The sequence below is a fragment of the Vibrio diazotrophicus genome, from assembly GCF_038452265.1.
Classification (GTDB): domain Bacteria; phylum Pseudomonadota; class Gammaproteobacteria; order Enterobacterales; family Vibrionaceae; genus Vibrio; species Vibrio diazotrophicus.
The window spans coordinates 2,336,024-2,357,122 of the sequence record NZ_CP151842.1; the positions used below are offsets into that span (position 1 = coordinate 2,336,024).

Consider the following 21,099-nt stretch of genomic DNA (forward strand, 5'->3'; position numbering starts at 1 on the left):
TATTTAAACTGGAAGTTCAGGCCAAGGGTTATCGGCACGAATCTTCAGGTAAGCAGCATCCGCCTGTTCTTCATATTCAGTCGCTTTAGCTTCATCACCTTCAGTACGACGAATCATTTCTGCTTCGTTATTCAAACGGTCAACTATCTGCACATAAAGGATTCCGCGAGTGTCGTTCACTTGTTGATATTCAGCTTCGTATTTGGCTTGAGTGTCGATTTGCCAGTCGTTTAACGCTTCACTCCACGTGACGTATTGGTGTGGTGGTTGAGTGAGTGTCCAACCTTCTTCAATCTCACCCAAGTCTTTTACTTGTTTTGATTCAAGTGGGTTGGCTTTGTTGTAGATGGTTTTACCACGGTGGTCGACGACATATTCAGTAGCCGTTGGACGACCGTTAACGAATTCACAAACACGCACAACAAAGCCCTCTTTAGGCTCTAGCGGCTTAACAAGTAGTGCATCACGGGGATATTCTGGAATCTTAGAGTTTTTGGTTGTAGAAACACCCTCTTGATTAACAACCAGAGTCTCTTTGTTATATGTGTAATAAACATCAATCATAGTGCGTATCCTACCCATTCAATGTAAGCCTTTGGCATGGTTTCATCTGCTGTTCTTGGAGTTCCATTTGTACCATCGTTAATAAACTCATCAGCGATCATGCCATCATCATTTGAATCCGCAGTATACGAACTAGTGCCAATAACTATATTTGGTCCACCAAGCGCCCAAGGCGTACCGCTTGGGCTTGGAACGTGCGCATAACTACCATGAGCTATCGTCCTTACAGCAATGCTATGGCCTTGGAACGCATCTTCATGCGCTTCACCAGCTAACCAAGTAGTACCATCAGCCGCACGAACAAAACGCCCTTGTCGGTCGGGAATGTTAAGTAACGTATTGTCTACCTCATCAATCCATTCAGGCTTTGCCGTAGCCAGCGAGTGATACACCGCTACAGGTAATTGCTGACCAATACCAAGTACCATGTTTTCTGGAATTGCATCGTTATCCCACGCCATAGTTTCACCTGAAACTTTGGAAGAGCGCGGTTTCCAGTAGAACGGTTTAGTCACATCTGTCCAGCCGACGCGGCGGTTTAATGGGTCGTTTGGGTCTTTACCACTGAACGGCTCTAAACTGTAGGCTTCCCACTGATAAGTTCTATCTGCTACTCGGGTGTAACAGGTATCACCGCAGTAGTAAGTGCGGTCTGGGTCGTATTCTAAACCTTGGGCTTTTGTGGCTAGGGGGTACTGTGGGTGCGGATCTGGAGCATCAGTATGAGCCTTATCTTTATCATCCACATATTTGCGAGTGGCCGTCACAATAGACGGGTCAATCATGATAATGGGATCGAGTGATGTAACAGCGAACGTCATCTCAATGTAGATATCATTCACTTCTCCGCCATTGTTGACACCAGACAGAATTGGAATACGAACCGAGTTACCTACAGCGTGGAGGTAAGAATTGCCATCATAAACCGCAATGGCCGCAAACTCTCGCACTGCGACATCAACGATATTATCTGGAATTTTTGCCCAAACTTTTAACTGAGGGATACCGCCCTCTTCTGATGGTTCAATTTTCTCCATCCCCGTAACTGGGATGCGAGTAATTTCATTGACCAATGTCGTTTGAGTTCGAGAAGGTTGAACATACTGGTCGTTACCATCACCAATCGCAATATGAGTAAAGGTAATCGACTTATTATTCAGCTTCCCGTTAACTTCTGCATTTTCACCTAGCAAGGTGAGAATTGAACCATAGTTCAGCGCAGATTCTGGAATGCTCATTCTAACTCCAAGGGTAATGCGCCAGATCGAATGATCATACCAAGGCGAACAAAACTGACATGCTCAACATTAACTGAGCTAACAATGTTTTCGGTTCGCCATGGGCCAGAGCGAATCGCTAAGCCCATTCGGCTCAATACACCAATATTGATAGGATTCTGGATTTGACTGGTAATAGAAATACTCTCTAAGTGAGAGCGTGTATTTTTGGCGTTATTCACTGCCGTATAGATTTGCGGTACCGTGTTTTCATCGATGTCGGAATTGCGAGCCTCCAAGTTAACTCGGAAAAAACCGGGGGCTAGATTCGCTTCGTCATCAAACCATTCTGTAACGCTCAAACCATCATCTCGAATAGATTCGATGCTTTTATCCAGAGCGTAACGAGTCCCTTTGGTGGTGTGAATCGGATTAGAAGCCGCAATAACATCGCGCTTGGTTTGCTCGCTCCAATTCTCATCCCAATAGTCAACGCTCATTTCCCAGGCTAAATACGGGAGTAAATCTACTCGGCACTGATATGGGTCGTAAAAGTTGCGAATGTCGCGTTCAATAAGAGCAAGTTCTTCCCAGAAGACTTGCTCCATCACTCGTTCCATCTTCGATGCTGATGGTGGCAACTTGCTAACAAATACCGATGCCATTACACAGCACCAGCCTGAGTAACGATGATGTCCGTGCAGTAAGGCGCCTCTGTCATTGCGCACAGCACTGAAGCAGCAGGTTGAAGAATATTGACATCGATGACGGGCTGAAAACTCACATTGGAATCTGAGCCTTCACTTTGAACATGAGCTGCAGCGTTAATCAAAGACAGAGAAACTTGCCCACCAAGAACGTGTGTTTCAGTGACTAAACTCTGTAGTCGTTTAGTTGCTTGGGTGATAGTTTCACTTTCACCTGGACCATTTGGCAACGTCAGCTCAACTTCAATCACATAAGGTTTAATGACTGCGGATTTAACCGTCAGCTTATCGTTCAACGGTCTTAGGTTGTCCTTGCTAACATAGCTGTTTACCTTATCAAGCAAAGCTTGTGGTGCTGTGCCATCGCCCGTTCTGCTAAGTATGTATAAATCGACGATGAAACCGTCTGGGCTATCAGGGTATGCATCCTGAACATCTTCATCTGCAGCTAAAGCATGGAAAATATAAGCGCCATCAGGACCTGCTGTTGAGAAGCTTTCTGGAGCCATCTGAACGCGACGACGAAATTCATCATCCGTTTCCGTATCGAATTTTTCTACTGGACGCCAGTCAGCTAAGCGTTGCAAGTTGTAGCCTGTTGCGTAGGCCACCATGTTTTCCAGTGAAATATCTTGGAACTCTTGGCGAGCTCGGGTGACTTCTTCCCCCATTGCCGAAAACGCAAAATAAAGCGGATCCCCCGCTTTAGGGACATTGGTATCCATAAGCTCAGCAAAACGAGCCAACATGCGGTCACGAGGAATAGACGCATCCAACTGCTGTACAATTTCAGGTGGTGGTAGTTGTGATATTTCAATTTGGTTCACAAGCTTAACCCCGAAATCTCTTCGATGGAGCCGTCAAAAAGTAGCTCTACTTCCACAGATAACGTCACTTCATTTTCTCCGTACTCTAGCCATGTTTTCACTAGTTTTAGCTCGTCAGTGAATCCGTTTGGAGGGTGAGCGATAGCGTCAGCCACGTCGGCATAAATATCGATAGCTAAGTCGGGCGTGATATTTCTATCCACTCTGTCCGGCAAGTTTGAACCATAAGCACGGTTAAGCGGTAAAGAACCTCTGCGAGTTTTAAAACAACGATTCAGACGTTGCTTACGTTCTGCCGCATCGGTTATCAGTAAGCCGGTATTTTCGTTAATTCCTGTGGCCATTATTCACCTACTGTTTTTGATTGGCTTTGCCCGTGACTGGGTCACCGTGTTGATGATCGTGGTTGTTATAAATATTGCGGTCATCAGCCATAGAACGGACGCTGTCGGAAATGTTTTGTCCGGCAGAAACGTTAGCAACGGCTGAAATACTGGCTTGCGATGCAATATTACCCGTAGAGGTTTGCTTACCGTCATGCTCGATGTCGCCATCAAAGATAAGCTTGGGAGCGGCTAAGCGAATTTCTATTGCTGCATCGAGATTAACTTTGCCAACTACCGAACCAGATAGCACTTTGTTGGCCATGTCGTACTGCAACCAAGTACCGTCAGGAAACTCGCGATAGAACAGATTAATATCATCTTTCGGTTGGTCTTTTGAGTTCTGGTTCAGGCTGGCAACAATCACACCGCCCTGAGTATTGAATTCCTTCACAACCAGAACGAGCTCCCCCGCTTGATGAGGCGCAAAATCTTTCACCGCACCGGCATGACCAACATCTGATGGAATCCAACTGGTAGTTAAATTAGAAGTGAACTGAACTTTATAGCGGAGCGGTTTAGCCTGAACTTCGACGATGGTACCGATTTGGATCATCTGGGAAATTAGGCGCACCAGTTGAGACTGAGTAAACTCATGCATTCTCTTCTGGCTCCAAATCTGACAACGTAAAATAGTTTTCTTCATTGCCAATATCTGGCGAAAGCCCAACATGAATTTCAGCCGGTACTTCTTCTGGTCCTTCTGGCAACCAATCTATTTCACCGCCAAAGTCATACGGGCCAGCCACGCATTCACAGATAAACCAACCATCCGGTTTTTCTTGTTGCTGCGATGTCATCACTTTCTGGATAGAAATATTGCCTGCGGCAGACGAGGAACAAAACAATCGCCACTCTTTTAAGAAATTGAGTTCAGCATCCTCAACATCGATACCGTCAGCATCTTTTCCACAGTAAATACGTCCAATCACCATGAAGTTCATTCTGGTGTTGTACACATCCCCAAGTGGGCTTTCGCCGGAATAAACCAGCGTTAATATGCCAGGCCTTAACTCTTCATTTTTATATGCGGCTCTATCCTGCCAGTTTCGAGTGACAGTGCGAGTTGGATAACGAGTTTCGAAAGCACTTTTAATGCCTTCCAATATTTCATTGGGCATAGGTTGTGGCATGTTGCTCTCCTAGAGTTGAAAACCTGCAGCTCGCAAACCGTCATTCACAGAGCGCTTGAGAATGTCGGCAACTTGGTCTTGAGTTTGTTCTGCAGCACGGTCGTAGAAGTCATTGCCTTGGGTGCCGTTCTTAGCAATAGAGCGAGCAATAATAAAAGCTAAATCTCGTTGATCGGCTTTGGGGTGTTTGGGCTGAATACGTTTAACTCGAACCCAATCAAGCACTGACTGAACAGGCGGCATTCCTTGGGCATCAGTTCCCTGTGCAACAAAAGCGTTGTAGCGAAGTGAACTGGTGATCATGCGTTGCAGTTCGCCAACGACGTTGGAGCGAATTGAATGAGTTAATGTGCTTTCAGCTTTTGGTGCTTCTTCTTTGGCTGCTCGAGAAACAATTGAGCCAGCATGACTAATGCCGGCTTTCAAATGTCTATTTAGAATATCTGGAGCAGACCTGAACGCCTCATCAAGCACTGACGTATGTAGCTCAACACTTAACTCACGCATCTTTCATCTGCCGTTCAAACTGTGTCATCAGCTGCTCATGAATAGCTGCTGGCGTTCCGTTCTTAGCTTCACCACCCACGCTATTACGCACCGAGACAGTTTTATTCAATTGATGAACCGCAATGTATTTCACCGCTTCAGCAATGCAGCGAAGAAGCAGCAGAGATTCATCTTGAACATCTACAGAAATGACATCGTTAACAATTTTACGGCTACCGTAGTAGGTGTATGAGAAATCGCGACCACAGCTCATCACTACCGATTCAGACGGATAATGAGAAAGTTGCACCCACTTCTGGTTTTCATCACTTTCAATAACAGACAAGCGCGGTAAGTTACGAGGGTATCCTTGTTCCCAAGGTTGCTTCGCCCTTTGGCTTTGGCCATACAACACAGTTCGAACTCGAATCATGTCACTAGGTGCCAAATAGAGCATTTGGTTGGTCATGAGAGAAAAGGTCGCAACCTTAGTATGCGGTCGATAGCGGCTGAAATCAGACAAGGCAGTTTCAACTATTTGTTGTTCAGTGCCTTCAATAAGTTCAGCGCTATCCATCATGGCTTTCTTTAGACGGTCTATTAACGTAGCTAATTGCATGGTTAACCCACCTGATTTTTAAACATGAAAGTACAGACGCTGCCGAGAATGCCTAGCAGTATCCAGATAAGATCACGGTTGTACTTGGTCTTTTCATTGGTACCACTCTGCCCTTGCTCTAAAGGTCTTACTCGTTCTTCCAATTTATCGAAATCGCGATCTAAGCGCCCAAACTGGTTTTCCAAATTTGAGTGCTTGGTTTGTAGTTCAACCATCTGACTCATTAGGTTGGTTTGCTGCTTCATGTAATCACGCATTTCAACACGGAAAGAGTGGAACTCGCCTTGTGATACAGGGCTATTTGACATTACTACCTCCGCGAATGGTCGAGGCGATACTCCCTAACACGCCTGCTGGCACCACACCTGCGGAGACTTGTTTATCTTGCGAACGTTTGTGAATGTTCAGCCCGAGAACGGTTAACGCCACACTGAATAATCCCGTAAGTTTTGCAGCTCCCGTAAAGGCTTGCTCTGTGTATTCAGGGTGAATGATCATGAGCAGACAAATACCAAAGAACAATGATGACCAGGCTAAGCAAACGGCATAGCCGAATGTTGGGCGCCAACGACGAACGTACGCATCATCACTCGCCAATTCGGCTTGCATGGTTTTATGCTGCTCGGTTAGCGCAAGTTTGCGCTCTGTACTTTCGAGTTCAGCTTGCTGGTAAGTTAATTCACGTAACCGAATACGCTCTTCACTTTCCATTTGCGTGATCTTGAGTAACGCGTCAGGATTGCGGCGGATTTCAGCTTCAATCGCTTGCGGTGTGTGTTCCACACCTAAAGCATTCGCCACCAAAGCGCCAACACCGCCCCCCACTGGACCACCAATCAAGCTACCAACTAAAGGCGCTGCGTCTGCAATTAGCGATTTGACTGTATCCCACATATAGAGACTCCTTAAGAAAAAAGCCCGAAGCTAGTCCGGGCTATAATTGGCGGGTTACTGTTGCTCTTTAAGTTTGGACAAAGCTTCCTGGATAACCGTGAGGTTCATTTCGTTGTCACCCGCTGCGAGCAGCTCTACTTGCAGATCGCTTTCGTCTTTACCTTCTAGCGTTTTGGCGAAAGCTGCAGGCGTTAAGTCTCGCTCAGCTTTTCGTGTGGCCAACTCTTCATCAATACCGCTGAGCAGTCCTTTACGTTTCTGGTCAGCCGCCTCAAGTTCTGATAAACGCGCCAGTTCTTCATCCGTCAACTCGGAAAAGAAAGGCTTAATTTCATCAATCTTCTTCGTTAGGAGTTCTTCGAAAATCTTATCCTGGAATGCACCGGCATCCGCTTTGTTTGGATTTTCAAAATGGATAATTGGCAAGCGTGCTGCAGTGTTTGGTTGCACGACTGTTTGCCCAAAGTACTTAGGCGTAATGCTGAAGTTGATGTAGAGAATGATGATCGCTCGGTTCACCTGAGCCGCAGCAGGAACAAAGCGCGCATCCACTTCACGAGTTTCACCAGGATTAACAGTGCGACCACCGATATTAACGGCTTGCTTGGTATTGTTTGTGTATGCAGTCATGATTGGCATGATTTATTACCTTAAATTGGTTAGCAAAAAGGCCCCGAAACTGCATTTACAGTAACGGGGCAATAGCTCGCTCTATCGACCTGTCGCTGAATAGAACAGTACGCTGGTAAAGCGGTTACGAATTGGTTTAGGACAGTGAATTGCGTTGTACTCTTCACCGTAAGCTTCCTTACCACCTTTCAACTGACCATTAGCATCACGCGCTTCTTGCATGTCGCTCAGAGTGAATGGTTTCACCACTGAGTAAGCCATCGCGCCTTTTTGGCCCATGATGATACGTTCATCGCCCAGATGCGTAGCTGGAGCGTTAGTTGAATAAGCAGGCAGCGCTTTCACCATTTCCAGATCACCTTGTGCATTGGTGTCGGTACCGTTGCGCTTCATCGATGCGACGAACTGTTCTGCGTTGGTACAGGTATCGTTCAAGGTGTGTGACATCAATAGGAAGTCAGGAGTGATAAAGCGATCGTCTTTCATGATGGCTTTACGACGGCCAATCGCCTGCAACAGTTTGTTGTAGTGCTTCTCTGGCGTTACGCCATCTGGAATATCACTGTCCACTTTGACAATGTTGGTTGCGTAGCTATAGCTGATAGACGCAGCGCCAGCGGTTACAGACTTCAATGCACCAGATTCATCAACCAACACGAACTTGCCTAGGTTGTATGAGGTGACAATGTAGTAAGTACCTGCGGCCTGAGAGCCTGTTCCATCAAATGGCTTAATTTGTGTTGCATCAATGGTGAGAACCATTGGGTTTTCAGTGTTACCCACAGTGTTGCCTTGCAAATCGTATTGTTGATGCGGCGCTACTACTGGGAACTGTGCTGTTTTGAATTCATACGAATCTTGCAGCTGAGCAGTGATTGCTTCACCGTTCACATCTGCAGCTAAGTATGAGTCAGCGACACGTTGCATTGCATTGACGATGCGACGTGCAACCATCTCTTTGATGATGCGGCTAGCTGTTGCTACGTTACGGCCCCAAGCATCCCAGTTAATGGCTGAAGACTTGGAAAAATGCATGAGCTCGTTTGAGACTTCAAACGCGACTTTCATTGGCAATACGTAAGCCAAATCCATGCGCTGTGAGTTTTTCACTTTTGGAATGGTACCGTGCTCAAACACAATGCCATCGCCCATAATGGCGGAAACATCACGGCTTTCGTATGGAATTTGTGTGGTTGCTGACGCGCTGAAATCTGTCAGTGTTTGCACCAGCTGCAGAACGTTAAGATCTGAGAGAGCTTCACGAATGACTTCACGCTGAACTGAGACTGGCAATTCAGAATCAGACATAACGTTAGCGCCACCTTGCCCCGCCAGTACTAGGCGCTCAGCATGAATGCGGCGGTGGTTTTTGCGGTCAAACTCTGCAAGTACCTGACGACAGAACGCAGGCAAATTCTTCTCTTCAGTAAGGTGTAACTGGCCTAACGCATAAGTATTGGTGTTGCGTAGGTTAGCGTGAATTTGTTCTTGTAGCTGTAAGCTTTCGCGTTGTTGGTCTGGTGTTGGCATCACTAAGCCAGACGGTGAACCCATAAAACCCATTTCGCTTAGCTGAATAGAAACCATTTTTTGGTTGCCATGAGCAATTTGGTTTTCAGCCAGTTTAGTGACTTGCTCATCAGACATTTCAACCGTGATCAGGTCTTGAGTTTCTTTTAGCTCTTTCTTCACTTCGTCGCTAAGGCCTTCGGCTTTATCGATCGCTTCCGTAAAGATTTTGACTTTTGCATCAAGCTTTTGTTTTGCGTCTGCTTGAGCTTGCAGCGACTTAGCTGCTTGTTCACTAAGAATACGTACGACATCAGCTTCGCTTAGTGAACCACCATTTAGGTTGATCACCGGCACAGATGAGTTGCCCGATTCAGACAACTGCTTGGCAATGCCTTCAATTTGTTCGCTTAGCACCTTTGCTTGTGCTTCATCACTGATACCAGTTAGTGAATCAGTAAGTAATTTAACCATTGCTGTGTGTTGCTCAGCCGATAGCTTGAAACCTTTAAGCTGCTTTTCAAAAAGCGCAATTAGTTGGGTCCACATGGTTTGACGTTCCTCAGAAAATTTATTAGCTAGAGACTCGGAAAGATAGGTAGGGCATTCGTGAAGGCTGGCTTCACTAAGTTCGATTTTGTCCAGGTTCTTAATGCATGGTCGGGTGACCAAACCTGCCCCTAAGAGCGTTGGACCAAATTCTGGATACTGGCCGTTCTCTCCGGCTTCGTTGCTGACATAATTAGGATGTATTTCGGCAGACAAGTATTTGAAACCATCTTTGGTGACTTTATTGATGCCGAGTTCGTACCACTCCACCTCTGCTCGTAAACGTCCACGGTCGGTAAATAAACGTCTTACCACCGCCCCAGCACCATCTTCTGGCTTGTGTGCAATATCGATATTGATTTCTTGGCCATAAACTCCAGCGTTGAAGTTTTTGATCATGGAATCGAACATCTGCTGGGTCAGTTCAAACTCACCGTATCGTGGGTCACAAAATTTTCCGGTTCGGGTAATGGTGACGACACTGCGTTTATTTGAGGTATCCACCTTTACAGCGTCAGAAAGTAGATGAATCACACCTTGGGGTGCTGAGGATGAAAGCGCCAGTACAACACTAGCCGTGAGGTGAGACTTAATCATGAGATTTCCTTTGCCTATAAACGAAAAAAGCCCCTGAATATTCAGGGGCTCGGTCGCCATTTATGGACAGTTTGGAATGTTCAACTAACCGTTTGGAGGGGTTACAAACATAAAGTTGTCGGTTTATAGCGCATTTTTGAAAGTGCTAAATTTGTCCATTAAACCCATATGTGTATTATTGCATTGACACTAAATTAGAATTGGATGAACTATGGAAACCACTAAGCTAGCTATAATAATTGGCGTTCTACTCATTGCTTTATTTCTACTATATCGCAAGGCTAAACAGCTCCAAGAGAAAAATCAGGCATTTGAAACTCGCTTTAAAGATGTTATCGACGCTGATAAAGAAAGAGATGCAGTACTCCAAGAAAAAGAACAAATTCAGCTTGAAACCAAAGAATTAGTCGAATCTTACAAAAGTAAAAGAGCTCTTTACGAACACCTCACAGCAGAGCTTGCAATCTACGAAGATGAACTGGATATGATCGAACAAGGTTTTTACAGACCTATGTTTGATTTTGATACTTCCGAAAAATTCAAGGACGAGATCAAGCAAATAAAAGACACCCAAAAGCAGATGATTAAAGATAAAGAGGCGATCTACTGCAATACCAATTGGACTGTCGGTGACAGTAAGTCTGAAGGTAAAAAAATGATTAACCGAGGAATAAGGTTAACCGCTCGGGCTTTCAACAATGAATGTGATGCTGCAATAGCAAACGTTAAATGGAACAACGTAAATAATATGATTGCTCGAGTTGAAAAGGCTTTTGAAGCAATTAATAAGTTGAACGAAACAAATGATATTCACATTTCACCGACCTACCTTGAATACAAGCGGCTTGAACTAAGAGCTACTCATGAATATCAGTTGAAAAAACAAGCTGAAAAAGAAGAGCAGGCTGAAATAAGACGACAAATGAGAGAAGAAGCTAAGCTCGAACAAGAGATGCTGAAAGCTCAAAAAGAAGAAGAACAGTTCCAAAAAATGCTAGATAAAGCCAAGGCTGATGCTCAAAAAGCTAGCGGTGAAAAGCTAGATAAGTTGAATGAACAAATAGCGAAATTAGCTGCTGAGCTTGAAGAGGCCCACGCTAAAAATGAACGAGCAAAATCTATGGCTGAACAAACCAAAGCTGGTCATGTGTATGTCATTTCAAACATAGGCTCATTTGGTGAGAACGTATATAAAATTGGCATGACGCGTCGTCTAGAGCCATTGGACCGAGTGAAAGAGTTAGGTGACGCAAGCGTTCCATTTACTTTCGATGTTCACGCTATGATCTATTCTGAAAACGCACCTGCATTAGAAAATGAGCTGCACCGTAAATTTGATATCCAACGTCTAAATCTTGTTAACAACAGAAAAGAGTTTTTTGCAGTTACTCTTGATGACATCAGAGAGGAAGTGATTAAGGTGGATCCTGAAGCAGAATTTTATGAGACAGCTGAAGCTCAGGAATATCGAGAGTCACAAGCCATTCGTAAAACGCGAGAGAATAAAGAAACACACTCTAAGAAAATGGACGAGTTCCCGGATATGGAGTTCGCTTAATTTCCGTATTCAAGAAAAAAGCCTGACAACTCAGGCTTTTTTAACAACTGGCACTTTTACCCAACGTTTACAACGGCACAATGCAGTCCCTTCATGAAGCTTCACGCATCGAGAACGGATGATACCTTCGCTATCGCAAATGCAGTGGCCACAAATACAAGTGACCTTACTGACTAGCTGAGTGGTTTGGTTTAGCTGATGATTTTGATTTGGTGCAACACTCATTGTAATCCCCTAGCAACTGACTGATTGTCTCTAACTTTTTGACTGACGTAAGCATTATAAGGAAATCTACGTGGAAAACAGGGGGCAAGTTATTCACAGGCTGTCAGTATCAATACCCTTACGTTTCAAGGCTGGTTCTACGTGTTTCCAAGGCGTAGCTATCATATTTTGAGACAGGAGATCCCGATGTAATGCGGATACCTTTTTATCATGGCCAAGCACCGCTTTTTGTGTGTCTCTGCCCTGCCCTTTTAGCCAATGAATTCGACTGGTTGTATTGGCTCTATCTTCTTCTGTGACTTCATCGATGAACACCACTTGCTCATAACTCAAAGTATTTGGATGCGCTGGCCACGGGCTTTTTCCTTTCGGATAAACACCTTTTCCTAAGCCATACAAATTTACCCTCGCGTGCATATCGCAAATATCCCGCCTTGGGTGATTAGGGCTAAGTTTGAATTTGGTACCAACAACAAACTCATCCTCAAAGGCTGAATTCTGAAAAGCCATGCCATGAGCTCGGTTGATTTCAGTACGCATCACTCGCTTAATTTGGTGATACGGTGCGCCTTGATCATCTATCAGGACATCTTTCATTTTTTTATTGAGTGCAGAACTACTTGCCATGTTCGCCTGTTGAGTAATCTCTGTCGGTACTGCTTCAGCTCTGCGCTGATATTCCTGAGCAGCATCAGCTGCAGAGTTACCCAAAATAACCGCACGTTCTACAGCCTGAATTAACTGTTCTTTTGCGTTGCGATGAACACGCCAGAGACGATCGCTAAGCTGCAAACCATCTTTCTGTTTCATGGTTCGCACAGCTAAAGCTGCTGAATCGATAGACTGCGAAACTCTCTCAACAGGAATGCTGGTAGAAAACGTATTGCCACCGTTCTTAGCCGCTTCAACGATATAACCATCAACCATGTTCGACTGAGTTAAGTTGATCTGATTAAGAATGCCTTCAATCTGAGTGGTAAGAGCTTGTAACTGGGAAAGTCGAACCATGCCTAGTTCATCTGCAGCATTGGTAATGAGATATTGAATTTCGACTAGTGCAGACTGATAGAGAGTTTCCAGTTCCCTCATCGCCTGCGCATCGAGTTCATTGGTTGCCCGTTCTGCTGCCTGCATCGCTCTGCGAATGGTGGCTTTTACCTGAGTACGCTGATTATCAGTCATTCCATTTACCCATTACTGATTGAGGTTGCGCTTTCGCCTTTCGGCTGGTTGTTTGGCGTGATGCTTACTTTCGGTTTTGGCTTGTCGCTTTCCTCATCTTCCAGTTCGTTATGCTCTGGATATGGATCATTGCTATTTGCCTCTTCTTCTCGCATTGCCTCCGCTCTTTGAATATCAACACCAGCAGCTTCCCAGGCAAGTTTACGCGGCATACCCAAAGCCTGATATTTAAGAGCCAAATCTGCACGTTGGTTTTTGCTATCAGTCATACGTTCAGCGAATTGAACCTGGAACTGATAAGAATCCGGATTAATGCCAGCTAACAATAACTGCAGCTTAAAACCATCTTCATAGGCATAAGCCAATGCGTCCTGCAATGAATCGATTTCTTCGTAATAATCACGCTTCAAGTCTTCGAGAACATCACGAGCTAAGTCATCCACATAACCAAACAAACCTTTTGGCGCTGGAGCGCCAGAGAAGAAAGCATCAATCAGCAAGGTGATATCCGCGATTTGTTCCAGGTTAGCATCACCACCAACCGCAGTAACGCTGAGTTTGTTACCGTAAAAGTCGGTAGCAATTTCGCCAGACTCCCCTTCTACACGATCTCGATATTCATCCAGAGCCTTTTGGTCAGCGCCATCTAGCGAGTGAGCTAGCTTCTGCGGTGCTCGAGTACGACGACGAATAACGAGGTCCTCTTCCGTCATATTCAATTTCTGCCAAATACCGCGAGAAGCGTCCATATATGGGCGCCCCATACAACCCATATCATCGAAGTTGTCAGGGTCTAAACGGCTAACAGTCAGCTGCCACAAAGGAAAGGTGCACAGTTCTTCATAAGTCAGCGGGTCAACCTGACGAAATGCTTTCTTGGTATCTTTGAAACGACCAGTACGGTCCACGATAGGAATAATGGTCTCTGTAGGCATACGCAATGAACCAGTCACCTGACGCAATTCATTGACGATCCATTGCAATGGTAAGTTTCCCTCTTTTGCCAAACCTGCAGCATCACTCATTAACTTCATGCGGTTGTTTATCTGCAGGCGTAAAACAAACTGCTGCCATAGTTTGTTAATTCGTGGGCTTTCTTTGCCAATCCAATGCAACTTCAAACCGCCTTTAGTGGCATCACGAGCTATACGACGGTGGATTTTCTTCACCCTTGGATCAACCTTATCCATATATCGAATAGTTACGATGGCCGCTCTTAATTGAGGGTCGATTTGCATTTGGTCATAAAGGTACTGCACCGAACGTTCAGGATCAGCAATATGACCTTTCTCTGTTGTTGCCTCTCCATGATGGTTACCTGATGTATTAGGCGCGGAAGGAAGAGGTCTATTTCTCAAGATGGCCCAAATTTGGGAGAACTTGCTCATCGTAAATTCCTTAGCTGATCGAATGCGCTTGGGGCGCCTAGAAGTTGTTCGCGTGTTTTATGGTGGATAGTGATGATGCTTGGTACTGGCGCAGCGCCTTGTGTGACTAACGCCCAATGTGAAGCCATGTGAGCGTCGAACAAGTCATCACCCAACGCTTTCTTCACCATCTGATAACTGCTGTAACTGCCCGCTTTCACAGGTGATGGTTTGATGTTTTTGAGCTGCCTTGGCAGGCTGACGTAATCTTCTAATGCAGGGTCAGTATCTCGATCATCAACATAAGGAAGCACCATTTGACGGTTGTGGTATGCGCTACGTAATGACTGAGCCATTTGGTGTTTAGCCATACCTTCAAAACGTAAAGGGGAAAACGCCCATTCTGGCCATGTGGTTGCCGTGCTCTCACCGCCACCAATACTTTTTCGGTCGATTTGCGTTAAGCCTTCAGCAAATAGATCATCGTTAACCTGCGTGATAAGCCCGATACCAAAGGCATCACCGATGGCGTAATCCGGGCGAAAGTAACGCCAGAATCCGACTAAATCTTTACGAATAACGCTTTCATCCGTTCCCGGGTGCCAAGTTTTAGCGAAGATAACAACTGAAAAGTTACCAATTTGTTCTTCGACAATCAGCGAGGAACGAGAGGAAGCTAGGTTTTCACCGTGGCCAGTATGGTCATAGCCAAAAGAGAGTACGCCACGTTTTTTGTAAACGGTGTAAGGTTCCGGTTCTACTGGTTCCAAACCAATACGAACGCCAACCTGAATGGCATAGCGAATGTACTTTTCCCAAATTAGGTTTTTAGCGGCAACGTTAATGCACAGCAGCTGACGAATGTATTCATCTTCAGGAAGTTGCTTACGCATCGACATGATGAATTCTTCATTCAAAATCCCGAGCTCAATACCAAGGTAACAATCAACCGTTGGCAAGCAGCTATACTCGCCAGAATCTATCAAACCGCTGAGAGTATCGGCACCTTTGAATACACCAGTGATGCGGATTTGTGGTTTGTTGATGGCTGTTTTACTGGCACCTAAGCGGCGGTTTGAGCCCATCATCAATAGGAATCGACCGTAAAGACGATCAGAATCCATATCATCAACTTCTTCTAATGATGCCCAGGTTAAATCACCACCATCGACGTTGGCCATGATGCCGTAAGCTCGTGCTTTTGAACGGTTAGCGAATTCGTAGTAGGTGTCTGCCAGCTGCTTACGCCCCGATTTATAAGCGATATATCCGCTCAAAATATCGGAACGACGAATCGCTTCCAGATGATAGCTAAGATTCACCAATGACTGTGCTTCACGCGGCGCAACAATACCGCCCTCCTGATCGCCATTGATAGCGTTGTACTCCAAAAAGTACATTTCTTTTCCGGCAGTTTTACCAGTACGACGACAGCTATAATCAACCGTATTTGGATGGGTATCCATCTCTTCCATTTTGAGCAACTGGACTGGGTCAAGCTCTACGTTGTGAACATGTTTGTGCCACATGCCGTGGTTTCCGGCATATCGCATAATCTCAGTTTCAGCTCTGCTCTGGATTTCAACCCGCTCTTTCGCTGTGACGCGTTCAGCCATTATTTACCTCGCCATCAATGACATCAGCGTCTTCTGCAGAATATTCCTGATTGTGTTCCAGCAAAATATCGTCACTTCTCACTCGTTGCTTAGAACGGGAGATCATGTCGCGTAATCCATCCATTTGTTCTGACATTTTGCGTTGATACTCAAGTGCGGATTCACGTTCATCTTCATGTTCAAGTGTTTTGCCCATCTCGATGCCGTGGTCAACTTGGACTTTAGGAGTCATGTTGAGGTCAGCCATCGACATGTTGTTTTTGCTTAGCATCTCAAGCATTGGCTTGAGCAATGGGTGCGCTTTCACTTCCTCAATGGTTTCTAGTACGCCATGAGCATTTTTGTACTGGCCAATATGGAAACCACCGTCTTTATCGAAGTCATAAACGGGATTACGCAAAGCTACACCATCAGACACAATGGTTTGCATCATGTCCTGAAATATCGCGGCCAAGTTCGCCTGGTTGATAGCATGCAGTTCAGTGAGTTTTGTTGGGTCATTGGACTGAAAGGCGATGAGGTGCTGCATCATCAGCTCAGTTCGTTTGATACAAGCAGGCTGAGTCGCGCAATAGGCATGATCAACATCGCAGGTTTTACATTGCGGGTATTTGCCAGGGCGAGCAGGGAAAAACAAGGCTGTTTTTGCGTTGGCGCCGTGTTTGAGTGCGTTGAATCGACTGACGCCCCTGTTACTCACTTCCTGCAAGTTTGCTGATGATTTGGCTTTACCTTCCGTTGTTCTTGGTCCTGTTGCTGCCAGTACTGCACAGAACTGACCGACCTCCCAAGGAACTTGCTGCACTTCGCGCTGACAGCTGTCGCAAATAGCGAAATATCGATACGGATGCGCTCGGTTTGGTTCTTCTTCAATGCGTGATGCTTCGCTCTTGAATGTGTAGTCACAAGAGGCGCACTTGAATGTAATCATGGACTTTGGCTGTTTATGCTCGTTCATCACACCATTTCGCCTGATTTTTGATTGTGATTGGAGGGATTCAAATCAGTAATCATCTTTGAAGCTAAGTTGATGCGTGATTGCGACGCGGTTTGACCAGTCCAAAACAGAAGGTGTTGTGAAACTTTGTACTTGGGGACGCCTGCATTAAGAAGGTTGAACATTAGAATGTGTTTTAAATGCGTATTCCAGGTATTAAAAAGAGGGACGTAAACTCGCAGCGTTCTTCTTCCTGGATGAAAGGCAACGTCGTGAAGAGTTTTCCATATAAAGCGATATTGTTCTGGAGATGTCGAATAGTAGACTTCAAACCATGGCTTAGATAAGCGCTGAGCATCAAGCCAAAGCTCAAACTCATCAGTGGTCATCTGCAGGTGTTTGTCCTTCAACTTACCAATTTGAATGCGTAACCGATGACCAGTCCGGAGTTCTTCTAAACCTCGCCATAACTCTAAAAACTTTAATGCACCGATATGGTTCTGGATTTCAGCCCAATGGCTTGGAAGAGGTAAGCAGCTAAATGCTTTTTCTAACTCAAGGTCACTTAATGAAAGTTCTAATTTGGTGTAGTTATCTAGGTACCTACCCCCCTCTATTGGCAGGGGTAAATCTTTATGCCGAGCCCCCACCCCATGAGCAGTGACCTGATGATCCTTAAGTACATCTAGATATTTTTGAATTGAACTGCACATTACCTAGTCCTTTATGAAAACTGTATCCAGTAAACACAAAGGCTCGGTCACCACAGTAAGCTGATGAACTGCGCATTCTGTTAGTATGTGCAGCTAGTGATATATATCACGTTTCAGAGTTTGGTCGTTTCGAAGGTGAGTTCTCAAGGCTCCCGCAATCGTCCGACAACATCCAGTATACCTGAGTTTAGAAAATAAGTTAAAGACGGGTTATATAAGTTCTAAGACATTAAAGTGCAGTAAGGAAGCCTGTGTAGAGCACTCAAAATTTAGAAACTTGAAATGGGGAGAGGGAGTTTTATTAACTGAGGATTATTGATTTCACTTAAAGGTATCTATGACTTTATCAGCTTTGCGTAAGTCTCTATCAATTACAGATTTATAAAAGTAGAACGCTGAACCAACTCCTGTGCTTGTTGCATGAATAGAAAGCTTTTCCTGCAAGTGTGCCACTCTACTCATTAGAGAATTAAACTCAGCTTTATTTAGATTTGTGGCTATTGAGCGCCTGAATATCAGCGATATCAGTGATTGAATGCTACGGATTGACAGCTTCATTAGTTACGATCTCTAATGAAATAAATCTCTGCTTCGTTAATAAACAACCAGGTTTGGCCATTACATGCTACTTCTAACCCTGAATAAGGATTGAATTGGATCTGATGGCCAATATTCACCTCTTTAACCTTCGGCCCAACAGCTATAACTATTCCTCGGTTTGTTGGCTTATCCGGAACCCAAAGCAAACCGTCAACTGGCTTATCACGTTCAATGACTACCCAATCGTGCAATGGTCTTAGCTTCATACCAATTTACCCTTCTTGAATTCGTTCAATAATGCCGTAACTGGAGTATCCATCTTACTTAATGGGTTTCCTTTATCGAGCACATTCGTCATCTTACGCATCGATATATGAGTGTATATTTCTGAGGTTTTCGGGTCAGCATGTCCCATTAGCGCTTGAATTTGCAGTGTAGAAGAATCTGATTCTGCCAGCTCGGTACCAAACAAGTGACGAATAGCATGAGCATGTGCCTGGTCTTCAGGAACTCCGGCATCGATAGCGTATCGTTTTATCATTCTATCAACTGCTCGAGTAGATAAACGACGCAACTCACCTCGATGTTCCCATTCAGGAACGTGGCGATTACGCAAATTAACAAACAATACTTGGTCACCGTTCTCGAGTAAGCGGTCAACATTTCTTAAGTCCTGGTGGCCAAGATATGCTTGAACTAAAAGCATGGCTTCAAGTGGTACCGGCACTAAACGCTCACGTTCACCTTTCTCTAATGTTCTTATGGCCAAACGCTCAACTTCACCATATTGATACCAAATTAACTGTGATTCATTCAACCCACACAAACCAGCAACCCGAAAGCCACAACCAATGAGTAATGCCAACATAGCACTATCTCGAACACCAGATAATGACGATAAGTCAGGCTGAAATAATAATGCCTCGGCACTTTTAAGCCCCATGAACCTTGGAAGCCTGCGTCCCATTCGGGGGTAAACCAAATCTTGAGCCGGGTTTTTAGAAACCATACGGCGTTTAGCAAGAAAAGAATAAAACCCTCGAATAGCAGCAACAGCAACTTTTCGCGATGCTGCTGAATAACCAGCTCGATGCAACCAGCCGCCAGAGAACTGCTCCAAAATTTTAAGCTCAGCGTTAGCAAAGTTTCCGTTCAGAAACTTCCCCAGATGGTTAAGCAACCCTCGATATTTCCTCACTGTCCTAGCACTGCAATTCTCATTCTCCTGCTTCCAGGTAAGAAATTGATCAATTAGATCAGATTGGGTTGATGAAGCTTTCATTTCTTTGGCAGGGGCAGAAAAATCCATGGACTTGTGGGCTCGCTAAGTGAGAACTAACTGAAGCTAGTATTTACAAGGCTTTCAGCAATTTGGAGGGCTTTAAATAATCCATGGAAAAACATATGGAGCTTAAAAAAATATATGGGATAAAAAATGAACAATAAAAATTATCTATGGGGACCTCTTTGCGCGCATTTCTCTTTTCCTAGTTATCTATCTCTCTCTTTTTATTAAATAAAGAAAGAAAAGAAAGAAGAGCAGCGCAAAAATGATCAATTTGCCAATACATGGAAAAACAAAGCGAATACATGGGAAAAATAGACCAATGCATGGGCGTAAATTTATTACAAAACCAGTAGCCATGTGGCATTGAGAAAGATACTCCATATATTCACAGGTTTTGACTAAGTATGCGTGACATCGGAATTGACAGAGCAGACTCAAGCCGCCATCTTATTTTTCATGTCCAGAACCCTATCTGAGCGCCCATATTCTCTAAGGGGGTGCGGGGGACAGAACAATTAGGAAGTCGAAGCGCCTTTTTATGATGGGCGTTCTTTATATGGGGTAAGAGAACGAACGTTAGTGTATCGACACCTTAAAGAACGCCCTCTTAAGGGTTTTCCAACAAGATAAGAATGCACATGGCAACCAAAGGAGAACGCTATGTGTATACCTAAACCAAGAACTATTAATGAAATCATCCTTGAAGCTATGAAAAAGGAAGGATTCAGATCAAACCACGTTGATGACCTGGGCGGAGATACTACTTACGGCATAACAGAAGCTACGGCTCGTCGCTTAGGCTACAAAGGCTCAATGGCTAACTTGACGCCGGAGATAGCCTATTCACTCTATCTAAACGAATACGTGCAACGGGTTAACTTTGACGACATACACGCAGTTAGTGCAATTGTTGGTGAAGAGGTTATTGATACCGGAATTAACATGGGTCAGAACACCGCAGCTGTATTCCTGCAGCGTTGGTTAAATGTATTCAACAACAAGCAGTCTTATTACAAAGATTTGGTCATCGATGGCCAAGTTGGTCCAGCAACAATCACTGCTCTGAAGGCGTTCTTAAGCAAACGTGGCCAAGAGGGTGAAGTGGTATTGTGGAAATCGCTCAACTGCAGCCAAGGCGGCCGTTATTTGGATATCACTCTAGCCAGGGAAAACAACGAAAGCTTCGTCTATGGATGGATGAGAAATCGAGTTGGATTGGTTTGAAAACTACCTGCTAACTTATTGATTTAAATGTATGTGTTTGCACTAAAATGCACTATCCGCCATAGCCATAAAACAAGCATTAACATTAAAAATCAACAAGTTAACAAATAAGATAAACCGTCATGGGGTGTCGGGGGTCGGAGGTTCAAATCCTCTCAGTCCGACCATACACCTAAAGCCCGTAGCTGAATAAGCTACAGGCTTTTTCGTTGACGCTAATAAACTTTATCGCGTAAAAGTTAAAGCCAACTCCCTCTCTGTGATTTTCTCTTCATTTTCCCAATAAATGTTCAACTTATTCATAACATTCAATCTGTTAAAAATGCTGAGAATA

The 21,099-nt window shown here is 44.6% G+C and carries 23 protein-coding genes; 2 read left to right on the top strand and 21 right to left on the bottom strand.

The features are described 5' to 3' along the window. Positions 1-3 precede the first annotated feature (3 nt). From AAGA51_RS10640 to AAGA51_RS10700, 13 genes are all read right to left on the bottom strand, one after another. A complete protein-coding gene (locus tag AAGA51_RS10640) occupies positions 4-564 on the bottom strand; it encodes a hypothetical protein (RefSeq protein ID WP_052404583.1) in 561 nt (186 codons plus the stop codon). After that, complete coding sequence (locus AAGA51_RS10645; RefSeq protein ID WP_042483715.1) at positions 561-1,802, bottom strand: phage tail protein; 1,242 nt, start codon at positions 1,800-1,802, stop codon at positions 561-563. The genes AAGA51_RS10640 and AAGA51_RS10645 overlap by 4 nt, the downstream gene beginning before the upstream one ends. Then, on the bottom strand, positions 1,799-2,446 hold the full coding sequence (locus tag AAGA51_RS10650; protein ID WP_042483718.1) for a phage tail protein I: 648 nt from the start codon (positions 2,444-2,446) through the stop codon (positions 1,799-1,801). The genes AAGA51_RS10645 and AAGA51_RS10650 overlap by 4 nt, the downstream gene beginning before the upstream one ends. Further along, a complete protein-coding gene (locus tag AAGA51_RS10655; protein WP_042483720.1) occupies positions 2,446-3,315 on the bottom strand; it encodes a baseplate assembly protein in 870 nt (289 codons plus the stop codon). Before AAGA51_RS10655 ends, AAGA51_RS10650 begins: the two co-directional genes overlap by 1 nt. Next, the gene (locus tag AAGA51_RS10660) at positions 3,312-3,659 is read right to left on the bottom strand and encodes a dTDP-glucose pyrophosphorylase (RefSeq protein WP_042483722.1); all 348 of its coding nucleotides are present in this window, start codon (positions 3,657-3,659) and stop codon (positions 3,312-3,314) included. Before AAGA51_RS10660 ends, AAGA51_RS10655 begins: the two co-directional genes overlap by 4 nt. A gap of 7 nt (positions 3,660-3,666) precedes the next feature. Further along, complete coding sequence (locus AAGA51_RS10665; protein ID WP_081878689.1) at positions 3,667-4,299, bottom strand: phage baseplate assembly protein V; 633 nt, start codon at positions 4,297-4,299, stop codon at positions 3,667-3,669. After that, the gene (locus tag AAGA51_RS10670; protein WP_042483727.1) at positions 4,292-4,831 is read right to left on the bottom strand and encodes a hypothetical protein; all 540 of its coding nucleotides are present in this window, start codon (positions 4,829-4,831) and stop codon (positions 4,292-4,294) included. The genes AAGA51_RS10665 and AAGA51_RS10670 overlap by 8 nt, the downstream gene beginning before the upstream one ends. A gap of 9 nt (positions 4,832-4,840) precedes the next feature. Next, entirely contained in the window at positions 4,841-5,338 is a 498-nt protein-coding gene (locus tag AAGA51_RS10675; protein WP_042483730.1) for a hypothetical protein, read from the bottom strand. Then, positions 5,331-5,936, bottom strand: a complete 606-nt coding sequence (locus AAGA51_RS10680) for a hypothetical protein (protein WP_042483733.1) — start codon at positions 5,934-5,936, stop codon at positions 5,331-5,333. Before AAGA51_RS10680 ends, AAGA51_RS10675 begins: the two co-directional genes overlap by 8 nt. 2 nt (positions 5,937-5,938) lie before the next feature. Continuing rightward, positions 5,939-6,244 (bottom strand): hypothetical protein, encoded by a 306-nt coding sequence (locus AAGA51_RS10685; RefSeq protein ID WP_020432433.1) that lies wholly within the window; start codon positions 6,242-6,244, stop codon positions 5,939-5,941. Beyond that, positions 6,234-6,830 (bottom strand): 3TM-type holin, encoded by a 597-nt coding sequence (locus tag AAGA51_RS10690; RefSeq protein WP_042483740.1) that lies wholly within the window; start codon positions 6,828-6,830, stop codon positions 6,234-6,236. The genes AAGA51_RS10685 and AAGA51_RS10690 overlap by 11 nt, the downstream gene beginning before the upstream one ends. Before the next feature lie 54 nt (positions 6,831-6,884). After that, the gene (locus AAGA51_RS10695) at positions 6,885-7,469 is read right to left on the bottom strand and encodes a hypothetical protein (protein ID WP_042483742.1); all 585 of its coding nucleotides are present in this window, start codon (positions 7,467-7,469) and stop codon (positions 6,885-6,887) included. A gap of 72 nt (positions 7,470-7,541) precedes the next feature. Then, entirely contained in the window at positions 7,542-10,115 is a 2,574-nt protein-coding gene (locus tag AAGA51_RS10700; RefSeq protein WP_042483744.1) for a hypothetical protein, read from the bottom strand. 211 nt (positions 10,116-10,326) lie between these two features. Here AAGA51_RS10700 and AAGA51_RS10705 point away from each other — a divergent pair, with 211 nt between their 5' ends. Further along, the gene (locus AAGA51_RS10705) at positions 10,327-11,673 is read left to right on the top strand and encodes a DUF4041 domain-containing protein (protein ID WP_052404584.1); all 1,347 of its coding nucleotides are present in this window, start codon (positions 10,327-10,329) and stop codon (positions 11,671-11,673) included. A 30-nt stretch (positions 11,674-11,703) separates the two neighbouring features. Here AAGA51_RS10705 and AAGA51_RS10710 read toward each other — a convergent pair whose 3' ends face one another. From AAGA51_RS10710 to AAGA51_RS10745, 8 genes are all read right to left on the bottom strand, one after another. Next, positions 11,704-11,898 (bottom strand): hypothetical protein, encoded by a 195-nt coding sequence (locus AAGA51_RS10710; protein WP_042483747.1) that lies wholly within the window; start codon positions 11,896-11,898, stop codon positions 11,704-11,706. Between the two features lie 93 nt (positions 11,899-11,991). Then, positions 11,992-13,080 carry a hypothetical protein gene (locus AAGA51_RS10715; protein ID WP_042483750.1) on the bottom strand — a complete coding sequence of 363 codons (1,089 nt, stop codon included), beginning with the start codon at positions 13,078-13,080 and terminating at the stop codon, positions 11,992-11,994. Between the two features lie 5 nt (positions 13,081-13,085). Beyond that, complete coding sequence (locus tag AAGA51_RS10720) at positions 13,086-14,468, bottom strand: hypothetical protein (protein WP_042483753.1); 1,383 nt, start codon at positions 14,466-14,468, stop codon at positions 13,086-13,088. Beyond that, positions 14,465-16,063: a hypothetical protein gene (locus AAGA51_RS10725; RefSeq protein WP_042483756.1), complete on the bottom strand. Its 1,599-nt coding sequence runs from the start codon at positions 16,061-16,063 to the stop codon at positions 14,465-14,467. Before AAGA51_RS10725 ends, AAGA51_RS10720 begins: the two co-directional genes overlap by 4 nt. Next, positions 16,056-17,021 (bottom strand): hypothetical protein, encoded by a 966-nt coding sequence (locus AAGA51_RS10730; RefSeq protein WP_042483759.1) that lies wholly within the window; start codon positions 17,019-17,021, stop codon positions 16,056-16,058. The genes AAGA51_RS10725 and AAGA51_RS10730 overlap by 8 nt, the downstream gene beginning before the upstream one ends. Beyond that, a complete protein-coding gene (locus AAGA51_RS10735; protein ID WP_042483761.1) occupies positions 17,021-17,713 on the bottom strand; it encodes a hypothetical protein in 693 nt (230 codons plus the stop codon). The genes AAGA51_RS10730 and AAGA51_RS10735 overlap by 1 nt, the downstream gene beginning before the upstream one ends. A gap of 557 nt (positions 17,714-18,270) precedes the next feature. Next, positions 18,271-18,519: a molecular chaperone GroES gene (locus AAGA51_RS10740; RefSeq protein ID WP_042483766.1), complete on the bottom strand. Its 249-nt coding sequence runs from the start codon at positions 18,517-18,519 to the stop codon at positions 18,271-18,273. Then, entirely contained in the window at positions 18,516-19,562 is a 1,047-nt protein-coding gene (locus AAGA51_RS10745; protein WP_042483769.1) for a tyrosine-type recombinase/integrase, read from the bottom strand. The genes AAGA51_RS10740 and AAGA51_RS10745 overlap by 4 nt, the downstream gene beginning before the upstream one ends. Positions 19,563-20,201: 639 nt before the next feature. On the opposite strand from AAGA51_RS10745, the gene AAGA51_RS10750 reads away from it, so the two are divergent. After that, on the top strand, positions 20,202-20,765 hold the full coding sequence (locus AAGA51_RS10750; protein ID WP_042483772.1) for a glycoside hydrolase family 108 protein: 564 nt from the start codon (positions 20,202-20,204) through the stop codon (positions 20,763-20,765). Positions 20,766-21,099: the final 334 nt, after the last annotated feature.